We start from the raw sequence: 16744 nt of genomic DNA, 5'->3' as shown, positions 1-16744 counted from the left end.
GCTTAGCTGTTTAAAATGCGTTGTTTTTGCTGCTGAAATTCTTCTTCAGTAAGAATGCCTTCTGCTTTCATTTCAGCCAAACGTTCAATTTTATCCATGACATCATCAAATGAAGATTTTTCGTTGGAGCTTGTAGGAGCGGTGATAACTTGTGGCTTGTCCAGACTATTCCTTGTCTCATTAACAAGGTTGGTAAAAGGAATTACGGAGGATTTTATAACGTTTTTTATGGTGTAATTCTGTCCGCTTGTTGAAATCATTATCTCACCAAATATCAGTCCAGTCTTTCCGCCAACGCTTACAATGTTACGAAGGCTAATATCGACCTGCTTAACACCAAATATCATCCCTTTATCGAGGAAGATAACGCGTTGGTTAGTTAAAGTTATTAACCAGGTGTTGCCATCCATCATACCGCTTACTATGCCAAGCGGTTCCTCGCCGGTGTTTAAAACTTCGGGAAGATGAAAAAATTCTTTTTTTGTACCAAATGGCGTATCTGAAACAGCGGCAGACAATCGTTTCATTTCTACTTTTAATTGGTCTTTAGATGCAGTCTTGTAATCTATCATTATAATTTTCCTTATTATTTTATAGTTAAGATAATACGACCTAAAATTTTTATATCTTCGATAGCGCAATCAAATGCCATCCCAACGCCACTCACTCGAACTTTGCCTACGGGGATGCGCGTAAGGGTTCTCACACTTGTTTTTCCTTCAATTTCAACTAACCAATCATCGTCGTAAACTTCGGGAAAGTGTTGATCAACAATGTACTGCATTGCGTTGTCAATCACACAGATTGGATTCTGTGGTAAAGGCTTACCAGGTAAAAAAGTAACCTTATCGAGCATTAGCAAACCGGAATCATAGAGTTTTCCGTCCACAATCTTCTTACGCGGCAGTTTCATGATGTCTAATTCGTCATCGTTAAACTTTCTTCCTTGCCCAGTCGCAAGCCATTCCAGAGTTGCTCCCGTTTCAGCCATGCATCTAACAACGATATCTGCTGGAAAAAAATCCCTCTTGTAGCGATTAGCCAGGCTGCTACTTGCTATATCAAGATGTTCGGCCAGGGCTAATTTTGTGTTGAAACCATACGCCTGGATGACTCTGTCCAAGACTTCTGATCCGCCATGAGAAAATTCAATTTGTAGCTTCACGAAAATTTTTCCTTGAAATCTTTCTCAAAGCGAGTTTAAACTCTGCTTTGTAGGTTTAAGTGAATATTGACAGTTACAGCCCTGTATTACCGTACAGGTTGACTAATGGAGTTTGCCTTATGCGTCCGAGCATTACAATCATCATACCGGAACCTTACCTGCCTTTAGACGAATATTGCCGTCGTACTGGTACAAACAAAGAAACTGCCAGAAATCTGATCGAATACGGGAAATTGCCCATTAAACCTAAGGGTAAGCAGAAGAAAGGCCTGGTTGAGGTCAACATGGCCGCGCTAACCATTCAGGCTTTAAGTGAATGTGATATTTCACTTAACGCGTAATTCATCCTACGGATTAGCGAGAGGCAAACAATGTTTGATTACCAGATCTCTAAACATGCGCGATTTGATGCGGCTTGCCGAGCATTTGCAATTGAGCACAATCTTGAAGATGTGGCTGTTGCCGTTGGTATAAGGCCGCAGATCCTGCGCAACAAACTAAATCCAGCGCAACCGCACCGTTTAACGTGCGATGAGCTTATATCCATTACGGATTACACCGAAGATGCACGTTTACTGGATGGGATGTTAAGCCAAATTAACTGCCTGCCATCCGTGCCTGTGAATAATGCCACTGAAGGCAACATGCAACTGTGTGCTCTTAGCGCCACTGCGTGCGTGGGGGCGATTGCTGGGGAAGCCGTATCAACTTGCCATATGACTGCCGCTCGTCGTACTCAAATTCTGGATCGCGCCCGCGATGCAATTCGTAGCTTATCCGTGCTGGCTTATACCGTGGAAAGTCGTTTTCACTCTACGCCCGTCCTGGCCGCTGCGGTAGCGCTGGTCACAATCAATGCCACCGGCCTGATATGAGAGAGCACTATGAAAGCGTTTGCCACCTACCTGAAAAATGAATCACCAGCAATGCAGTTGCCAAGTGGATCAACGGGTTGGATAGAACTGCCCAACGGGCAGCGTTGGAACCCCGGTCACATGTACAAATTCAATGGCCAGCAACAGCGCCGCCCGTGGTGGTGGCGTTTGATGGGGTTATAAATCTAAAGGGGAATAATATGCGCAAGCCTAAAAAAACCAGCGGCACGATAGTGTATTTCACCATAAAGCGCCATCTAGAAAGTAGCCGCCAGGGAGATGAACGCGGGCGCGTGTGGTTTCACAATCACTCTTGTTTGGACGTTCCGTTTTGTCGCGCGCCACGTCTTGTCCGTCGTCTGTCTTTCAACTTTGATCGTTAACTATCACAGCACGGTGGGAAGAGGGCGCTATGGCGATTAGTCAGGAACAGCAAAAGCGTGGACTTGAGCAATTAAAACAGATCCGCCGTAAATATTTCAGCGAAAGCAGTAAGGCCGCTGAATGGTGGGACGACTTAACACCAGAATGGCGCGGTGTGGTTCTTCATGCTGCTGCGATTACTTCAGGTTCCAGAGTATTTAAAGCTCATTTATGCAAATGCTGCTGGCGGGAGATTTATGAACGCCTGGGCTATCGGTACATGATTCAACTGCGTCAGGGGATATCACGGGCGCGATTAACATTTGACGGTTTTGGCAGTTTACGTGACAGCGATTTTTCGAAACGTACCGCGAATCGGCCAATAAAAAAAGCACATCCAATTTGTAGTAATAGTGGGGTGCAGATGGTGATCGCGCCTCATATCGTCCATAAGTTCCAGCAATAGAGGAATCACTAATGACCATTATTTCCGTTGAGGGTAAATCGTTGCGGGAAGAACTCGCTGTATGGGGCGTCCCTCATATCTATGTTGTATCGTTTGCAGCGAAAAACACCAGTGAAAATGGTCGCATCGCTTTGCATCCTTTCTTTTTCAATGACGCCGAACACATGATGAATCTGCGCCACTGGTTAGCTATTAATGCCGCTTTCTGGTGCTGCGTGTACCGCGAAGCACAGAGCAAAGATGCGCAGATCGAAGCGCTGGCAGGGATTCGCGCGATTTTCTATACAGCCGGGGCGCTGGGTGTTGGCGAGATAAAATCAATAATCCAGGAGTGGTGGCAGACAACCTATGAGCTGCATCTGATTCCGGCACCGAACTATTCAGCCGCCACAGTACTAACCCATTTTCACTAATTAACTGTCTGAATTTTTGGTCACAGTTCAAGTGGCCGGGGATTCTTTTGCCTTAAGGGAACCCAAAATGTATATGACACATCAGGATTTACCCGCAACAAAGCTTGGTACTGATCTACTGGACATGCTTGCTAAAGCCACGCAGGAAGGTAAAGCCGCAGTTGCTGACCTGTGTTCCATCCGCCTGGATAAGCTGGCCACTCATGCAGCAAATGAAGGTTTAAGCGCAGCGGAAATCGTTGAGTTGATCCGAGAAGAGGCCGAGGCTATTTGCAGCAAAGGCGGTGCGGCATGGCAATAAAAACACCACTAAAATGTCCTTCGCCATCGCTTCTTGAGGCCAGCATATGATGTTGGCTATAAAGGAACACTTCTATGCTGTCGATACGTGGCGGCGTGAAACTTTCGCATCTTGCATACCGGCAGACGCGACAATCACAGAACGCCGTTTGTGGGCTGTAAATCCGCAGGATTATGAATGGAGAGCCCGGTACCTTCATGAGATACCCGACTGGTTAGCCGGGTATTTTGGCCGTCGTTACGAAAAGCTGTTTGCTGGTCGTGACGGGCGTCGCTGTGCCAATACATTCCTGCGCCAGACTATCGGCGGGAGTGTATTGCCACGTCTGCGCAAAGTGGCTGCGCGTTACTCGCTGGCCGCTGACGCTGCCGATCTTCCTTTTGGTAAGTCGCTGGAGCGCTTGCCGTCACTAGACCGTCCTGATCTTAAAAAACTGGCTGGCCAGGTATCTGGTTGGATTTCCCAGTCACTTTATGACTTCACCGAACAGTTTGACTCCGGCACTGACGACGCCAGAGAGCTGCATCGCCGCACCTTGGAATCATACCGCCATCTTTGCGCGGGTTGCCTGATGCTGAATAACCAGCCGCCGTACTGGGCTGAACATGAGGCCAATGAAGGTCAACTGGAAATGCGTAAGGCGGAATCCGGGATACTGCGCATGATGGCGCCGGAATGGTGGTACCTACGTCTTAAACGTGCGCGTGATATGCAGCGCGAACATATGGCCATCGCGGTGGGACAGGTACAAAAAGCGGCCAGCGCTTATGTATCCCGCAAAACACTGGACGAATGGATAGACCAGAAAAAGCGGAATCTGGAGTTCTTTAAAAAGTTTGATCTGCTGAATGATGAGGGGCTGCGCATTGCACTGGACAGCATGGTGCACCGCAGCGTTGCAAATCCGGCGATCCGTCGATGTGAACTAATGGTAAGAATGCGAGGGTTTGAAGATATGGCCAATGAAGAAGGGCTGGCCGGTGAGTTTTACACCATCACCGCGCCATCACGTTTCCACGCAGTGCACAGCAAAGGTGGCTTTGTATCGCAATGGGATGGATGTACACCGCAGGATACCCAGCGCTATTTATGCGGCGTATGGGCAAAAGCACGCGCAGCGATCTCGCGTGCGGGTATTCATGTATTTGGGTTTCGGGTTGTTGAGCCACACCATGACGGGACACCGCACTGGCATATGTTGCTTTTTATGCGTCTGCAGGACGTGGACACGGTACGCGATATTCTTTGCTATCACGCCAGAATTACCGATTCTGAGGAACTGCAATCTGAAAAGGCGCTTAAGGCACGTTTTCACGTTGAAGCTATCGATCCCGACAAAGGTTCAGCCACGGGCTACATCGCGAAATACATTTCAAAAAATATTGATGGTTTTGCGTTGGATGGTGAGCAGGACGAAGAAACCGGCGAAAACCTGCGTGATATGGCTAAGTCCGTTTCTGCATGGGCTTCACGCTGGCGCATTCGTCAGTTTCAGCAGATTGGTGGTGCGCCGGTAACCGTCTGGCGTGAGCTGCGTCGGTTGCGGGATCTGGTGCTGACAGATCGCAGAATGGATGCGGTTCTGGCCGCTGCTGATGTTGGCGATTGGGCTGCATACACCCAAGCACAGGGTGGCGCACTGATTGCCCGCCGTGATCTGGTTGTTCGTCTGGCCTATGAAATTACGGAACAGGGCAACGAGTACGCAGAGGACGTGCAGCGCGTACAGGGGGTTTATTCTCCTTTGGTTCCTGATTCGGAAGTTTGCACCCGTCTGGTTAAGTGGCAAAAGGTTGCGAAGTTGGCCGAAGCGCCAGCGGAGGCGGGGGTTTCTGGCGGCAACGCCGCCCCTTGGAGTTCTGTCAATAACTGTACGGAGGGGGGAATCCTCAGACGGTTAAAACTGGAATTATGCAGTCGGGGTTTTAACGGTTCTAATGAAGAAATAGCCATTCTCCTACGGGGTAGTGGTTTGATGTTTGGCCAAGGGGGACTGGTTTACCGTAATGGGTGGCTTAAAGAGATTCAAAACGAGCCATTAAACGAGTTATGGCCGGGGTGGGTCTAGCAGGGTAAATATGTGAAATGCATGCATTTCTCAGTAGATGGAAGGAAATTAAATTTCACTATTCGTGCTTTACGGTGTACGGTATACTGGATACTTATCCAGTCACTATTGCTTGTGGGGGCTAAATGGATCTTTTGGAGGCGTCGGCACAGCTGGAACGCATTGAGTTATTAGCTAAAATTGCCCATGATTACGAAAGTAACCAGAGAGAAAAAACAATCGCTTTGGCCTGGATTGGAGAACTTGCGGAAGAGGTTCACAAAATGGTTAGAAAGGAAGGGAAAAGCCCTCATTCTGGGGGCTTTTTAGGCAGCGGGAGTCACTTTCAGTAAATCTAATGCTACCTGGCGCTGAGCGGGAGAAAGTGCACTCAGTATTTTTTGCACCACCGCATCACCCGTTTTAGCGCTGGGGCTGAGAGTGTGGGAAAATGTCAGATTCATAACAAATGTGTGGCCACATTCAACATCTGAACAGGCGCAGTAAATATCTGCAATTTGCCGATGCTTCCTGTTCGTTTTACGAATAACAGCCTTTGAGCCGCATTCCGGGCATTCGATTTTCAGAACTCGCATATTCCATGCTCCAGCTGTTAAATGAAGCATGGATTTTAGCCAGTTTCGCATCATGCCGCACCTTTATCTATTGATTCTATGTAACTTAAATCAAAGTTTAGGTGCAACCTTTCCGGTATTTCGGGATCGTTGTTAACGGCCAGCATGAAACGGCGCTGGATGGGCGCAATTTCGCTTTTCTTATAAATGCGTTCAGCCTTTTCAACATCCCCCAGTCCGGCAGTATTCTGCGGGACAATACCGGCGAGGCCGGCAGGGAAACGGTGCGCGTTCAGAATGTCCTGTGCGCTGATGTTCTTGATGTTGGCAAATTCATCCTTAGCAGAAATATCACCCATTTCAATGAACTTGATGGCGTCGCCGTCTCCGCCGGGAATGTTTACAAGGATGGTGGAGAAGTTCCCGATCCCTTTGCTGTCACGCAGCTGCTGTTCAATTTCTTCCTCCATTTCGTCCGTCATGCTGGGATCGCGGGTATAAAGAATTCCGCCTGTGTGTGCACCGTTGTGGTAGTAGCGGCGTCGGAAAATGACCGCTTCACTGTTAAGTAACGCGGAATGCACACCGCCGATGTAGTCCGGCAGTCCGTAGATATGCTGTTGCGGGTCATACATTTTGATAAAGATAATATCTTCTTCTGGCCATATCTGCGGTTCCCCTTCCTGTAACACTACGTAGTCACCGGGCTTATCCAGGGCGTTATCTCTGACTTTGCGGCGGCGTATATACAGACCGGGTAAGGGTTCAAGTGCGATCACGTCTCCCCAGCCGTTACGAATTTTGGCAATCGCAATATCCCCAAAGGTTATATAGTCATACGCTGCCGCTTCCAGCTGGTCGTGAATAAGTCCGCCACCCAAGTAATCTGAAACAATCATGTTTTTGCGGGCGTGAATGATGCCGCCGTGCTGACCGTTAAGATTAATCAGCTGTGCGAGTGCCAGCCGGTCAATCGGCTGGGTGAAGTGATCGGCGGCATTGTCGTACCAGATATCACGGTAATCTGTGCCGGTAGTCAGAACCGGTTCAGGTTTGCCGAATGTGATAATGCTCATCTTTTTTGATTTGTCGCCGCGCTGGTCGCGCTTAACAAAGCGTTTCTTTTTACTCATGCAGCCTCTTTCCTTACACCCCAGCGGGATTTAGGTTTGTTTTCATAGTTAAGGGGTTCGTTATGCAGACCGTGGGTAATCGCCCAGAACGCCTCCGCGTGGCCAGTATCCTGGCTGCGGTCAGCGACAAACGTCATGGCGTTGCCGCTTTGTGTGGTGGTTCGGCGCACAGACATAAAGCTGGCAGCGATCTCTTTCAGGTTTTTATCCCACTCAATACGTTGGCTTTCCACCACGTCCACCGCTTTCAGCACCAGTTGATTTTTGGTGTTAAGGTCGTAACGAATAGGGACGGCCACGCGCATGGCAAAATGCTGAATGTTGTCAAAAACACCCTGGCCAATGCCGGTAACGTCCACACCCAGATAAGTGAAGTTGTATTTTTTAAACAATTGCTCGATCTGTTTTGCCTGGTACCGGAAGTTCATGCCTTTCCAGTAAATCACCTTCAGAACGCGGAATTTCTCCACGGCGAGTATCGGCGGTGCGATGATGACAAAACAGGACAAATCACCGCTGCGAGCCGGGTCAAAGCCACCCCATACCGGCCTGTCACCAAATGGCCGCGCTGCATCAGGGTTGTGATCCTGCCAGGTGTCGATTTCAACACCGCAGGCTTCCAGATCGGAAAAGCTGAAAACGGAATCTTTGCTGTCAACGAACACGCACATATAGAGCATGTTAAAAGTGGCGTCGTTGTAGCGGTTGCGAAGTTTCTCGATGTTCGCCAGGTTGAAACCGCCCGCAATGGCATCTCCCATCGTAATGACGTAGCGCCATTGCCCATCCGGGCAGAGTCGCCCGCCGTCACGCATTTCGTTAAAGGACGGAAACTTAATGGCCGCACGTTTTTTACTGCCCTGTTTCCACTCATCGCCCGTCCAGAACGGGTAAGCCTGGTGCGTTTTTGCCGATGGCGTTGAAAAATAGGTGGTGCGCCACTTGTCATGTGTGGCCATTGCGCTGGCCACTTCGTTAAGTTTTGCAAAGTTTGGCACCCAGAAATATTCGTCACAGTACAGGTGGCCACTGTAGGACTGGGCAGTGTTTTTGTTGGTGGAGAGAAAACGCAGTTCTGCGCCGTTGCTTAAGCGGATCGGGTTGCCGGTTAGCGTAATACCGAAATACTGCTCTGCAATATTCACGATGTAAGACCGGAACACTTCAGCCTGTGCCTTTGACGCTGACAGAAAGATTTGCGGATCGCCGGTCATCACCGCGTTTTCAAACGCTTCAAACGCAAAATACCAGGTCGCACCGATCTGGCGGCTTTTCAGGATGTTCCTGACAAGCTGGCCAATGTTATTGCGCAGGTGTTTCTGATATTCAAAAAGATGTTCTTCAGCCCATGCGTCAAAGTCCTCCTGCGTCAGCGACGTAATATCGTTTTTCTTGTATTTCCGTTTGCTGCGTGGTTCGTTGTCATTGTTGTCCCGCGCAGCTGCTTGCCCGGAACTCTGACCGCTGGCCATTTTCTCTTTGTGTTTATTACTCTGCGCACGCAGTTTCGTGGCATGAGCAATGAGCATGTCCATTTCTTTCAGGTCGAGATCGGTTTTGTTATCGCGGCTGGCCAGCAGCTGGTAACGGCGTTCAATTGCTTCCTCTGTGCTTTCAAAACTGAGCAAATCCGCCCAGCTGTATTTCTCCGCCCAGTAGTAAACGATCCGCGCATTCGGCAGATTTAATTCAGATGCGATTTCCTTTGGCGTATAGCGGCGCAGATAAAGTGCGCGAACAACGCCTTTTAATTCTTCAGAGTATTTAGCCATGCGGATAATTATGCCGTGGCTGTGATGAAAAAACGGTGGTGTTAATTCGTGTCTGTTCGGTAAAGCGTTATAACCGAACTGTTCAGAATAAAGCGTAATGCGGTGGCGGTTTTATTTGGCAATAATTGATTTGCAGCGTCAGGGAGTGGAACAGGGGGGATATGTCACATTTAAAAACTGACTGGCTGTGTGTTGCTACTGAAGGGGATACCGTTGATGGCAGGGTAATTAAACGGCAGTGGATCATTGATATGGGGGAAACCTATGACTATAGCCACTATGTCGCTTTAATCTGGCCAGAACATGAGGATGATTGCGGGAATTTTGGTGAAGTGCTGGAAGCCACCTGGAATGATGGTGAAGATGGACTGGCACGGTTATATGTCAGCCTTTGCCCGAATATGCGTCTGATTTTCGCAAATCATGAAGATCAGCTTTTGTTCTTCTCCATTGAGCCGGAAGATAACTGGCGCGGTAGCGGGCGTACTTACCTGAAAGGGCTGGCGGTAACAGATACACCTGCCAGCGTTGGCACCACACGGCTGCGCTTTAGTAGTCGGCGCAATAAATTAACAAAGCAGGGATATTACAGCTGTGTAATTTCCCGCGACGGAAAAATTAAACAGGAAGCAAGAATGAAGAACTGGCAGAAACTGTTTGGTATTAAGCCAAAGTTTGAAGATGAAACGCCGCAGGATAATCTTGCTCCGGATGAAGATAAATTACAGGCGCTTGCCAATGTGGTGAACGATCTGGAAGCGCGAGTGGCGAAAATTGAAACTCAACTGAATGAGGTTCAGGGTGATGTTGACACAATTGCTGAAGTGGTGGATACGCAGGAATTTGCGGCAATTCGCGATAAAGCAAAAGAAATCGTAACCCGCTTTAACGAACTGGGTAATAAAAACACCCGTACACCGGGGCGTACTATAAAAGATAAAGCCGGGAAATTTAATTTCCTGTAATTCGCTTTATTGCTAATTAGCCCAGAATATATTTTTAAATCGCTTAATTGCGAGGGAGTTTTATGCACCTTAATAATCGTGCGCGGGATTTACTGGATAAATATTCGGCGGGGATGGCGCAGCAGTTTGGTGCGCGTGATACCAGTCGATATTTTTCCCTGAATGACCCACAGGAAAATGCGCTGCGTCTTGCGTTGCTGGAGTCCGTCGAGTTCCTGAACATGATCACCTGTCTGGATGTTGACCAGCTGAGTGGCCAGGTGATCTCTGTCGGTTCCTCTGTGCTGCATACCGGCCGCAGCGAAAATGGCCGTTTCATTCGTCAGGTAGGCGTTGACGGTAATGACTATTCCCTGGTTGAAACAGACAGCTGTGCCGCGTTGCGCTGGGATCTGCTTTCTGTCTGGGCAAACGCCGGTAAGGACGAAAACGAGTTTTACAACCTGGTACAGGCATTCACCACGCAGGCTTTTGCGCTGGATATGTTGCGCATTGGTTTTAACGGTAAAAGTCGCGCGAAAACCACTGATCCGGAAACTAACCCGAACGGCGAGGATGTGAACGTTGGCTGGCATGAGCGTATGAAAACGCTGCTGGGCGGCAATCAGATTATGACGGATGCCGTGGTGCTTGATGAGGCCGGGGATTACAAATCACTGGATGCAATGGCGTCCGATCTGATTAACGCCAAAATCCCGGCACAGTTCCGCAATGACCCGCGTCTGGTTGTTCTGGTTGGTGCCGATCTGGTCGCAGCTGAACAATACCGACTGTATCAGGCAGCAGACCGTCCGACTGAAAAAATCGCGGCGCAGATGCTGGGAAGCACCATTGCTGGCCGTCCGGCTATTATCCCGCCGTTTATGCCGGGTAAACGCATGGTGGTTACGCCGCTTTCTAACCTGCACATCTACACCCAGCGCAATACCCGTATGCGTAAGGCGGAGTTTGTTGAAGATCGTAAGCAGTTCGAAAACAAATACCTGCGCAATGAAGGTTACGCGGTGGAAGTGCCGGAGCTGTATGCGGCTATTGATGAATCCGCTGTGACAATCGGCAAAGTCTCCGAACCGGTGGAGGGTTGATAAATGGCACTTTCCCCCGCGCAGCGTCACAGCCAGCGTATTGCGATGGAACAAAAGCTGAAGCGCAGCCAGGCACTGGAAACCACGGAAAGTATGCACCTGCTGGTCAGGGCGCTGGAAACTGATGTGGAATATATTCGAAGTCTGCCTACCATCGCCGATCGCGTCGAGTACAAACGCAATGTGCTGTTGCCGCGCTGGGTTCCCACTGTGGAAGCCTATCTGGAGAGTGGCCAGGAGTATGCAAATCCGGTTTTCGCCTGGTGTGTTATCTGGCTGTTTGACGTGGGCGATCTGGATAAGGCGCTGGACTGGGCTGACATTGCTATCAGCCAGCAGCAGGCAACCCCGGATCGGTTACGCAGCAATTTTCCCACTTTCGTGGCGGATACGATGCTGGCATGGGCGCAGGAAACCGCAGGGCGCGGGGAAAGTGTGGAGCCTTATTTCACCCACACGTTTGAGCGGGTGGCAAACACCTGGCGACTGCATGAGCAGGTGACGGCCAAATGGTTCAAGTTTGCCGGTCAGGAGTTGCTACGCAATGACGATGGCCAGAAAACGGCGGCGGGCGTGGATGATATTGAAACGCTGGAAAAAGCCGATCAGCTGCTGGCTATTGCAGAAAAACACTACTCAAAAATTGGCGTCAGAACGGCGCGGCAGACAATTGCCGCCCGTATCCGAAAACTGACTCAAGGGTAAAGACTACCGCAAGCCAGGCGGACGCGGTGGAGGGCAGAACACCTTGTGTGTAACTGCGCCGTGGAAACCGGCCAGTCCGCCTTTTTCGGGGGATTTATGTTTAGCGGAAAGCCGCTGGATTATCAGGATGAACCGCTGACCAATAACGGATTCTGGCCAGATCTGAATCTGAAGGATTTTCAAGCGCAGCGGTCACTACCGCCAGATATTGACGCTGACACCATCAGCCAGGCGTTGCTTGCAGCGGTGGCGGAGGTGAATGCGGAGCTGGAAAACGTGGAGTCCAGTTGGATAGCGAAAGGCTACACGCTGGCGGCAGAGGTACCAGGTGTAAAAATGGGCGGACTGAACAGCCTGTGCGCCCAGTATATGAAGGCCGTTTTTGCCAGGGCAAAAGCGGATCTGCTGGGGGAGTTCGCCACTATCGGGCGGCGCGATACTCATCCGGGACAGGAAAGTATGGAAACCCGAGCGGGGTTACTGGCTGAAGCATCGGTGGTGATCCGCCGTATGAAAGGGCTGAAACGGGCAACGGTGAAAAAAGTATGAGCCAGACGCAGATCCAAAGCCTGACCACATTTTTTAAAGATAACGTCCCGCCCCGTGCGATGCAGTCATTTGACAGTGTGCTGGATGAGATGAAGTTCATCCCTGCGGCGAAGGATTACGGGCTGGGACAATATCGCCAGGCGGTTATCCGATATGACGCGGTTCTGAGCTGGGAGCGTTTCCCGTATCGCCTTTGCCCGCCGCAGTTGCTTATGTCCTTACTGGCTGCGTGGCTGGATGATGCTGACAGGGAACTATTGGATGAAGTGGGGCTGAGTGAAGCTGAACCTGACTGGGATGTGTCGGTGGAGGATGAGGAAGTGGCCACTGTGGTGCTGACTGTTCCGATGGTAGAAGAACTGGTGATCAGGCAGGACGAAAACGGGGCTATTCCGTGGCGGGGTGAGCGCTGGTCACTGGTTGAGCCTGAAATCTGGACGGCACTGACCGCCAGTATTTACAGCGTGGATGAGGCCGGTGCGCCGGTGGGGGATAGCGAATGATTGCTGGTGGCGAGCTGAATAAAAAACAGCTGGCCGAATTGTGCAAGGCACTGGCCAGCATGGAGCTGCCGCCGAGAAAACGGCAGCGTCTGATCTGGCGTCTGGCCAAATATGGCGTGATTGCTGCGGCAAAACGGCATGTGCGCAATCAGGAATCCCCGGATGGCAAGTGGCCGGGACGTAAGACAAAACGCAAAGGGAAGATGCTGCGCAACCTGCCAAAGCTGCTGCATATCCGTGAAATGCCAGAAATTCAGGCTGTGCGGATCTATTTACAGGGTGGTGGATACCGGAACGGGGAAGCGCCGGTACCAGCCGGAACGGTGGGGTACGCGCAACAAAACGGAATGCGCGTAAAGGCCAGCCGCAGTAATCAGCCACGGAAGGCAGAGGCCGGGAAAATGGCGACGCCTGCCCAGGCCAAAAAATTACGGGCGCTGGGGTACCGGGTGAAAACCGGTAAGAGATGGAAAAAGCCCACACTGGGCGAAATCACCAAAACGATGCCATACAGCCAGGCGGGGCTGCTGATTCGAAAACTCAGTAGTAAAGCCGTGAAAACCAGCTGGACAGTGGATCTTCCTGCTCGTGTGTTTCTGGGCATGAATGATGATGAATTTGACAAGGCGCTGGCGCGTCAGCTTCAGGCCATCGGCTTTGGCTGGGACGTTAAGGCGCAGGATATTAAGGGGAAAGCATGACCTGGCCAATTGTGACCGTAAACCAGGTAAATCAGCTGATGGGTGAAACCAATGAGGTGGAACGCACACTGCTGTTTATCGGCACGGGTACCAAAAATGTGGGGAAAACACTGGCGGTGAATGCCCAGAGTGATGTTGATTCACTGCTGGGCGAGGAAGCCAGCCCGCTGAAAAATGATGTTCTGGCTGCGCTGGCGAACGCTGGCCAGAACTGGTGGGGGGTCATTCACGTCCTGCCAGCTGACGCGGAGGCGGACGCCTGGGTGAAAGCGGTTTTAGCCGCGCAGGTGGTGTGCTCTGTGGAAGGCGTGGTGCTGTCTGACGATGTCACTGCTAAAGCGCAAGTAAATCAGGCAGTGACGTTACGAACCACCCTGATTTCAAAGTATGGCCGCTGGGTGTGGTTCATTCTGGCCGCACAGGGAGTGCAGGACGAAGAAGCCCAGGCGGATTACTTGGTTCGCTTGGCCACTCTTCAGGATGGGATTGCAGAAAAGTCGGTTCAGTTGGTTCCCCGGCTGTGGGGAAATGAACCGGGTGTGCTGGCTGGTCGTCTGTGTAGCTGTATGGTGACTATTGCAGATAGTCCGGCGAGGGTTAAAACCGGTGCGCTGATGAATCTGGGCAGTGACGAAATGCCGGTTGATGGTACCGGAGAAGTTCTTGAGTTGGCCACACTTCAGGCGCTGGAAGCACAGCGTTTCAGTGTGCCAATGTGGTACCCGGATTATGACGGTTTTTACTGGTCAGATGGCCGCACGTTGGACGTTGAGGGCGGCGATTATCAGTCGATTGAAACTTTGCGCGTCGCGGATAAAGCTGCCCGCCGTGTTCGTTTGCTGGCTATCAGTAAAATCGCTGATCGTTCGCTGAATAGCACGCCAGGAAGTATCGCCGCACATCAGACACTGTTCGCCAGTCCACTGCGCGAAATGTCTACTGCGGCCAGCATTAATGGGGTGTCATTTCCCGGAGAAGTGAAGCCGCCGCAGGATGGTGATGTATCCATTGTCTGGAAGAACAAAAAGGCAGTTGATATTTACATTGTGGTACGTACCTGGGAAGTGCCACTGCAAATCACCATCAGCCTGTTACTGGATGCCAGTCTGGAGGCTATAGCATGACCAAACGTATTTCGGGTATGTCGTTTGACACCTATATGGACGGCGATCTGATCCATATCGAGAAAATCACGCTCGATATTACGGATAACAGCGCTGTCGCCCAGACGCGTGGCGTCCCTGATGGGTATGTGGATGGCGATGTTGCCGCTGAGGGGGAAATTGAAGTCAGTTCAAAAACACTTCAGGTGCTGACAGCCAAAGCCCGTGCAGCGGGTTCATGGCGTGGGCTTCCACCACTTGATTTTCTTTTCTATGCCAAAGCCAGTAGCGAAGAAATGAAGGTGGAGACGTTCGGCAATAAATTGCAGGTCAGCAACCTGCTGGATATTGATCCGAAAGGTGGCGGTGTGACCACGCACAAAATCAAATATTTCGTGACCAGTCCGAAATTCGTCAACATCAACGGTGTGCCGTATCTGGAAGCGGAAGCCACAGAAAACCTGATCGGATAAGGGGCAGGGATGCAGGAGCATGAAAAGAGCCTTTATTCACTGCTGATCATTGGCGCATTGATTGCCATCGGCAATGTGCTGACCAGTAATGACCCCATCACGCCGCGCCTGTTTGCTGGTCGCGTGATCCTGGGCAGTCTGGTTTCAGTAGTGGCCGGGGCGGTGCTGATTCAGATCCCGGATGCCAGCCCGCTGGCCATTCAGGGGCTGGGGGCGGCGCTGGGGATTGCCGGTTATCAGGCGGTGGAAGTGTGGCTGCGCAGACGTGCAGCGGGAAAGCAGAACGGGAGCAAGACAAATGACCCTGAGTGAAAAACAGCAATTATTCACAGTCATGGTGGCCAGTCTGATCCACTGGGCAGAAGAACATGGCTACCGACTGACATTTGGTGAGGCTTACCGTACACCAGAACAGGCTGCGCTGAATGAGAAGAAAGGCAGTGGTACTTCTAACAGTCTGCACACCCAGCGGTTGGCTGTAGATTTTAATTTGTTCGTGAATGATCAGTACAAAACTCGCACAGAAGATTATCTGCCGCTGGGGGAGTTCTGGGAATCTCTAGGTGGAGTCTGGGGCGGGCGCTTCAAATCCAGGCCGGATGGCAATCATTTCAGCCTGGAACATAACGGGGTGCGCTGATGAGCAGCGGGCAGTGGTTGGTTGTGGTGGCGCTGGCGTTTGTCTGGGGCTGGCTAACCGCTGACTGGCGGCGTGATAGCTTAGAGTTGGCAATCAATACAGCGGCGCAGGTGGCCGGTAATGAATCGCGAAAAGCAATGCAGGGTATTGCCAGTGATTCGGCCAGAGCGCTGGAAGATAAACTGGAGGCGTTAAAAAATGTGGCACCGCGAGAGATACGCACGGAAATACTTAAGCCCGTTTTTACTAATCGTTGCCTGTCTGATGAGTTTGTCAGCATGTACAACAGCGCCGCAGCCGGTACCGAACGTGCGTTATCAGGAAAATCTGAAAACTAAATGTGCCACGCAGTTGCCGCGCCTCAATGGTGCGACAGGAAAAGACTCAGCGGAATTACTGACGATTTATCTTGATTTATATGGTCAGTGTGCTGCTCGTCATAATCAGTTAGTGGGTGAAATTATTTTAAGAGAGAGAGTTATTGATGGAACAAATTAAACTGTGTGTTTGTGGCGTTGAAATTATTTTTGAACCAAACCAGACTGCCTACAATAAATTTATTAATGAAATGGCAATGGACAATAAGGTTGCTCCTGCGCATAACTATCTGACACGAATTGTTGCGATTGAAAGTAAAGCCTCACTTTGTGAAGTATTAAAACGTCCGGGTGCTGCACTTCAACTGGTTGGCAAAGTAAATGATATTTATGCGCCTGAACTGGAAATTGAAGTAAAAAACTGACAAGTCGAGTCCATGAAATTGAAATAAATGGACTCGAACAATATTTAATTCTACGCCGTCATTATTTACCACATGGTCAGGATTCCGTTGATGATATCGCCGCCGCTATCTGGCTGGACAATCGTCACTGGGAATATACGGGAATAGCCGTGGCCAATGGTGTGGCAA

The 16744-nt window shown here is 50.4% G+C and carries 26 protein-coding genes; 21 read left to right on the top strand and 5 right to left on the bottom strand.

Annotated features, from left to right (window positions below):
- Positions 1–2: 2 nt before the first annotated feature.
- Together FEK46_RS08475 and FEK46_RS08470 are read right to left on the bottom strand one after the other, a co-directional pair.
- Positions 3–572 carry a PH domain-containing protein gene (locus tag FEK46_RS08475; protein ID WP_130214857.1) on the bottom strand — a complete coding sequence of 190 codons (570 nt, stop codon included), beginning with the start codon at positions 570–572 and terminating at the stop codon, positions 3–5.
- A 14-nt stretch (positions 573–586) separates the two neighbouring features.
- The gene (locus FEK46_RS08470) at positions 587–1165 is read right to left on the bottom strand and encodes a phage repressor protein CI (protein WP_130214855.1); all 579 of its coding nucleotides are present in this window, start codon (positions 1163–1165) and stop codon (positions 587–589) included.
- Between the two features lie 119 nt (positions 1166–1284).
- On the opposite strand from FEK46_RS08470, the gene FEK46_RS08465 reads away from it, so the two are divergent.
- The 8 genes from FEK46_RS08465 to FEK46_RS08435 all read left to right on the top strand — a co-directional run bounded on the left by FEK46_RS08465 (position 1285) and on the right by FEK46_RS08435 (position 5983).
- Positions 1285–1506 (top strand): regulator, encoded by a 222-nt coding sequence (locus tag FEK46_RS08465; RefSeq protein ID WP_130214853.1) that lies wholly within the window; start codon positions 1285–1287, stop codon positions 1504–1506.
- A 30-nt stretch (positions 1507–1536) separates the two neighbouring features.
- Positions 1537–2040 (top strand): phage regulatory CII family protein, encoded by a 504-nt coding sequence (locus FEK46_RS08460; protein WP_130214851.1) that lies wholly within the window; start codon positions 1537–1539, stop codon positions 2038–2040.
- A 9-nt stretch (positions 2041–2049) separates the two neighbouring features.
- Positions 2050–2223 carry a phage filamentation protein Fil family protein gene (locus FEK46_RS23385; RefSeq protein WP_165383455.1) on the top strand — a complete coding sequence of 58 codons (174 nt, stop codon included), beginning with the start codon at positions 2050–2052 and terminating at the stop codon, positions 2221–2223.
- 229 nt (positions 2224–2452) lie between these two features.
- The gene (locus FEK46_RS08455; RefSeq protein WP_130214849.1) at positions 2453–2869 is read left to right on the top strand and encodes a hypothetical protein; all 417 of its coding nucleotides are present in this window, start codon (positions 2453–2455) and stop codon (positions 2867–2869) included.
- 11 nt (positions 2870–2880) lie between these two features.
- Positions 2881–3282 (top strand): hypothetical protein, encoded by a 402-nt coding sequence (locus FEK46_RS08450; RefSeq protein ID WP_130214847.1) that lies wholly within the window; start codon positions 2881–2883, stop codon positions 3280–3282.
- A gap of 67 nt (positions 3283–3349) precedes the next feature.
- The gene (locus FEK46_RS08445; RefSeq protein WP_130214845.1) at positions 3350–3583 is read left to right on the top strand and encodes a DUF2732 family protein; all 234 of its coding nucleotides are present in this window, start codon (positions 3350–3352) and stop codon (positions 3581–3583) included.
- Between the two features lie 46 nt (positions 3584–3629).
- Positions 3630–5651: a replication endonuclease gene (locus tag FEK46_RS08440; RefSeq protein WP_135559736.1), complete on the top strand. Its 2022-nt coding sequence runs from the start codon at positions 3630–3632 to the stop codon at positions 5649–5651.
- A gap of 125 nt (positions 5652–5776) precedes the next feature.
- Positions 5777–5983 (top strand): hypothetical protein, encoded by a 207-nt coding sequence (locus FEK46_RS08435; protein ID WP_135381011.1) that lies wholly within the window; start codon positions 5777–5779, stop codon positions 5981–5983.
- Here the strand turns inward: FEK46_RS08435 and FEK46_RS08430 are convergent.
- The 3 genes from FEK46_RS08430 to FEK46_RS08420 are packed head-to-tail and all read right to left on the bottom strand — an operon-like array spanning position 5957 to position 9110.
- A complete protein-coding gene (locus tag FEK46_RS08430; RefSeq protein WP_135381013.1) occupies positions 5957–6280 on the bottom strand; it encodes an ogr/Delta-like zinc finger family protein in 324 nt (107 codons plus the stop codon). The genes FEK46_RS08435 and FEK46_RS08430 overlap by 27 nt on opposite strands.
- The gene (locus FEK46_RS08425) at positions 6277–7338 is read right to left on the bottom strand and encodes a phage portal protein (protein ID WP_135381015.1); all 1062 of its coding nucleotides are present in this window, start codon (positions 7336–7338) and stop codon (positions 6277–6279) included. The genes FEK46_RS08430 and FEK46_RS08425 overlap by 4 nt, the downstream gene beginning before the upstream one ends.
- Positions 7335–9110 (bottom strand): terminase family protein, encoded by a 1776-nt coding sequence (locus FEK46_RS08420; RefSeq protein WP_135559735.1) that lies wholly within the window; start codon positions 9108–9110, stop codon positions 7335–7337. The genes FEK46_RS08425 and FEK46_RS08420 overlap by 4 nt, the downstream gene beginning before the upstream one ends.
- Before the next feature lie 161 nt (positions 9111–9271).
- Here FEK46_RS08420 and FEK46_RS08415 point away from each other — a divergent pair, with 161 nt between their 5' ends.
- The 13 genes from FEK46_RS08415 (at position 9272) to FEK46_RS08355 (ending at position 16576) form a co-directional block, all read left to right on the top strand.
- On the top strand, positions 9272–10075 hold the full coding sequence (locus tag FEK46_RS08415) for a GPO family capsid scaffolding protein (protein ID WP_135559734.1): 804 nt from the start codon (positions 9272–9274) through the stop codon (positions 10073–10075).
- 62 nt (positions 10076–10137) lie between these two features.
- Positions 10138–11160, top strand: a complete 1023-nt coding sequence (locus tag FEK46_RS08410) for a phage major capsid protein, P2 family (protein ID WP_040080377.1) — start codon at positions 10138–10140, stop codon at positions 11158–11160.
- Between the two features lie 3 nt (positions 11161–11163).
- A complete protein-coding gene (gene gpM / locus FEK46_RS08405; protein ID WP_135559733.1) occupies positions 11164–11865 on the top strand; it encodes a phage terminase small subunit in 702 nt (233 codons plus the stop codon).
- Between the two features lie 96 nt (positions 11866–11961).
- A complete protein-coding gene (locus tag FEK46_RS08400) occupies positions 11962–12414 on the top strand; it encodes a head completion/stabilization protein (RefSeq protein ID WP_170283460.1) in 453 nt (150 codons plus the stop codon).
- Positions 12411–12917: a phage tail protein gene (locus FEK46_RS08395; protein WP_040080375.1), complete on the top strand. Its 507-nt coding sequence runs from the start codon at positions 12411–12413 to the stop codon at positions 12915–12917. Before FEK46_RS08400 ends, FEK46_RS08395 begins: the two co-directional genes overlap by 4 nt.
- On the top strand, positions 12914–13618 hold the full coding sequence (locus FEK46_RS08390) for a hypothetical protein (RefSeq protein ID WP_135559732.1): 705 nt from the start codon (positions 12914–12916) through the stop codon (positions 13616–13618). Before FEK46_RS08395 ends, FEK46_RS08390 begins: the two co-directional genes overlap by 4 nt.
- Positions 13615–14742 carry a DUF2586 domain-containing protein gene (locus tag FEK46_RS08385; RefSeq protein WP_135559731.1) on the top strand — a complete coding sequence of 376 codons (1128 nt, stop codon included), beginning with the start codon at positions 13615–13617 and terminating at the stop codon, positions 14740–14742. Before FEK46_RS08390 ends, FEK46_RS08385 begins: the two co-directional genes overlap by 4 nt.
- Complete coding sequence (locus FEK46_RS08380) at positions 14739–15194, top strand: phage protein (RefSeq protein WP_135559730.1); 456 nt, start codon at positions 14739–14741, stop codon at positions 15192–15194. The genes FEK46_RS08385 and FEK46_RS08380 overlap by 4 nt, the downstream gene beginning before the upstream one ends.
- A gap of 9 nt (positions 15195–15203) precedes the next feature.
- A complete protein-coding gene (locus FEK46_RS08375; RefSeq protein ID WP_001155239.1) occupies positions 15204–15506 on the top strand; it encodes a phage holin family protein in 303 nt (100 codons plus the stop codon).
- Complete coding sequence (locus FEK46_RS08370; protein WP_135559729.1) at positions 15493–15834, top strand: M15 family metallopeptidase; 342 nt, start codon at positions 15493–15495, stop codon at positions 15832–15834. Before FEK46_RS08375 ends, FEK46_RS08370 begins: the two co-directional genes overlap by 14 nt.
- Positions 15834–16172: a hypothetical protein gene (locus tag FEK46_RS08365; protein WP_135559728.1), complete on the top strand. Its 339-nt coding sequence runs from the start codon at positions 15834–15836 to the stop codon at positions 16170–16172. The genes FEK46_RS08370 and FEK46_RS08365 overlap by 1 nt, the downstream gene beginning before the upstream one ends.
- On the top strand, positions 16144–16332 hold the full coding sequence (locus FEK46_RS08360) for a hypothetical protein (RefSeq protein ID WP_135559727.1): 189 nt from the start codon (positions 16144–16146) through the stop codon (positions 16330–16332). Before FEK46_RS08365 ends, FEK46_RS08360 begins: the two co-directional genes overlap by 29 nt.
- A complete protein-coding gene (locus FEK46_RS08355; RefSeq protein ID WP_130214821.1) occupies positions 16319–16576 on the top strand; it encodes a putative phage tail assembly chaperone in 258 nt (85 codons plus the stop codon). The genes FEK46_RS08360 and FEK46_RS08355 overlap by 14 nt, the downstream gene beginning before the upstream one ends.
- Positions 16577–16744 lie beyond the last annotated feature (168 nt).

The organism is Escherichia sp. E4736 (assembly GCF_005781225.1).
GTDB lineage: Bacteria > Pseudomonadota > Gammaproteobacteria > Enterobacterales > Enterobacteriaceae > Escherichia.
This window is presented reverse-complemented; position numbering and strand designations above follow the sequence as displayed.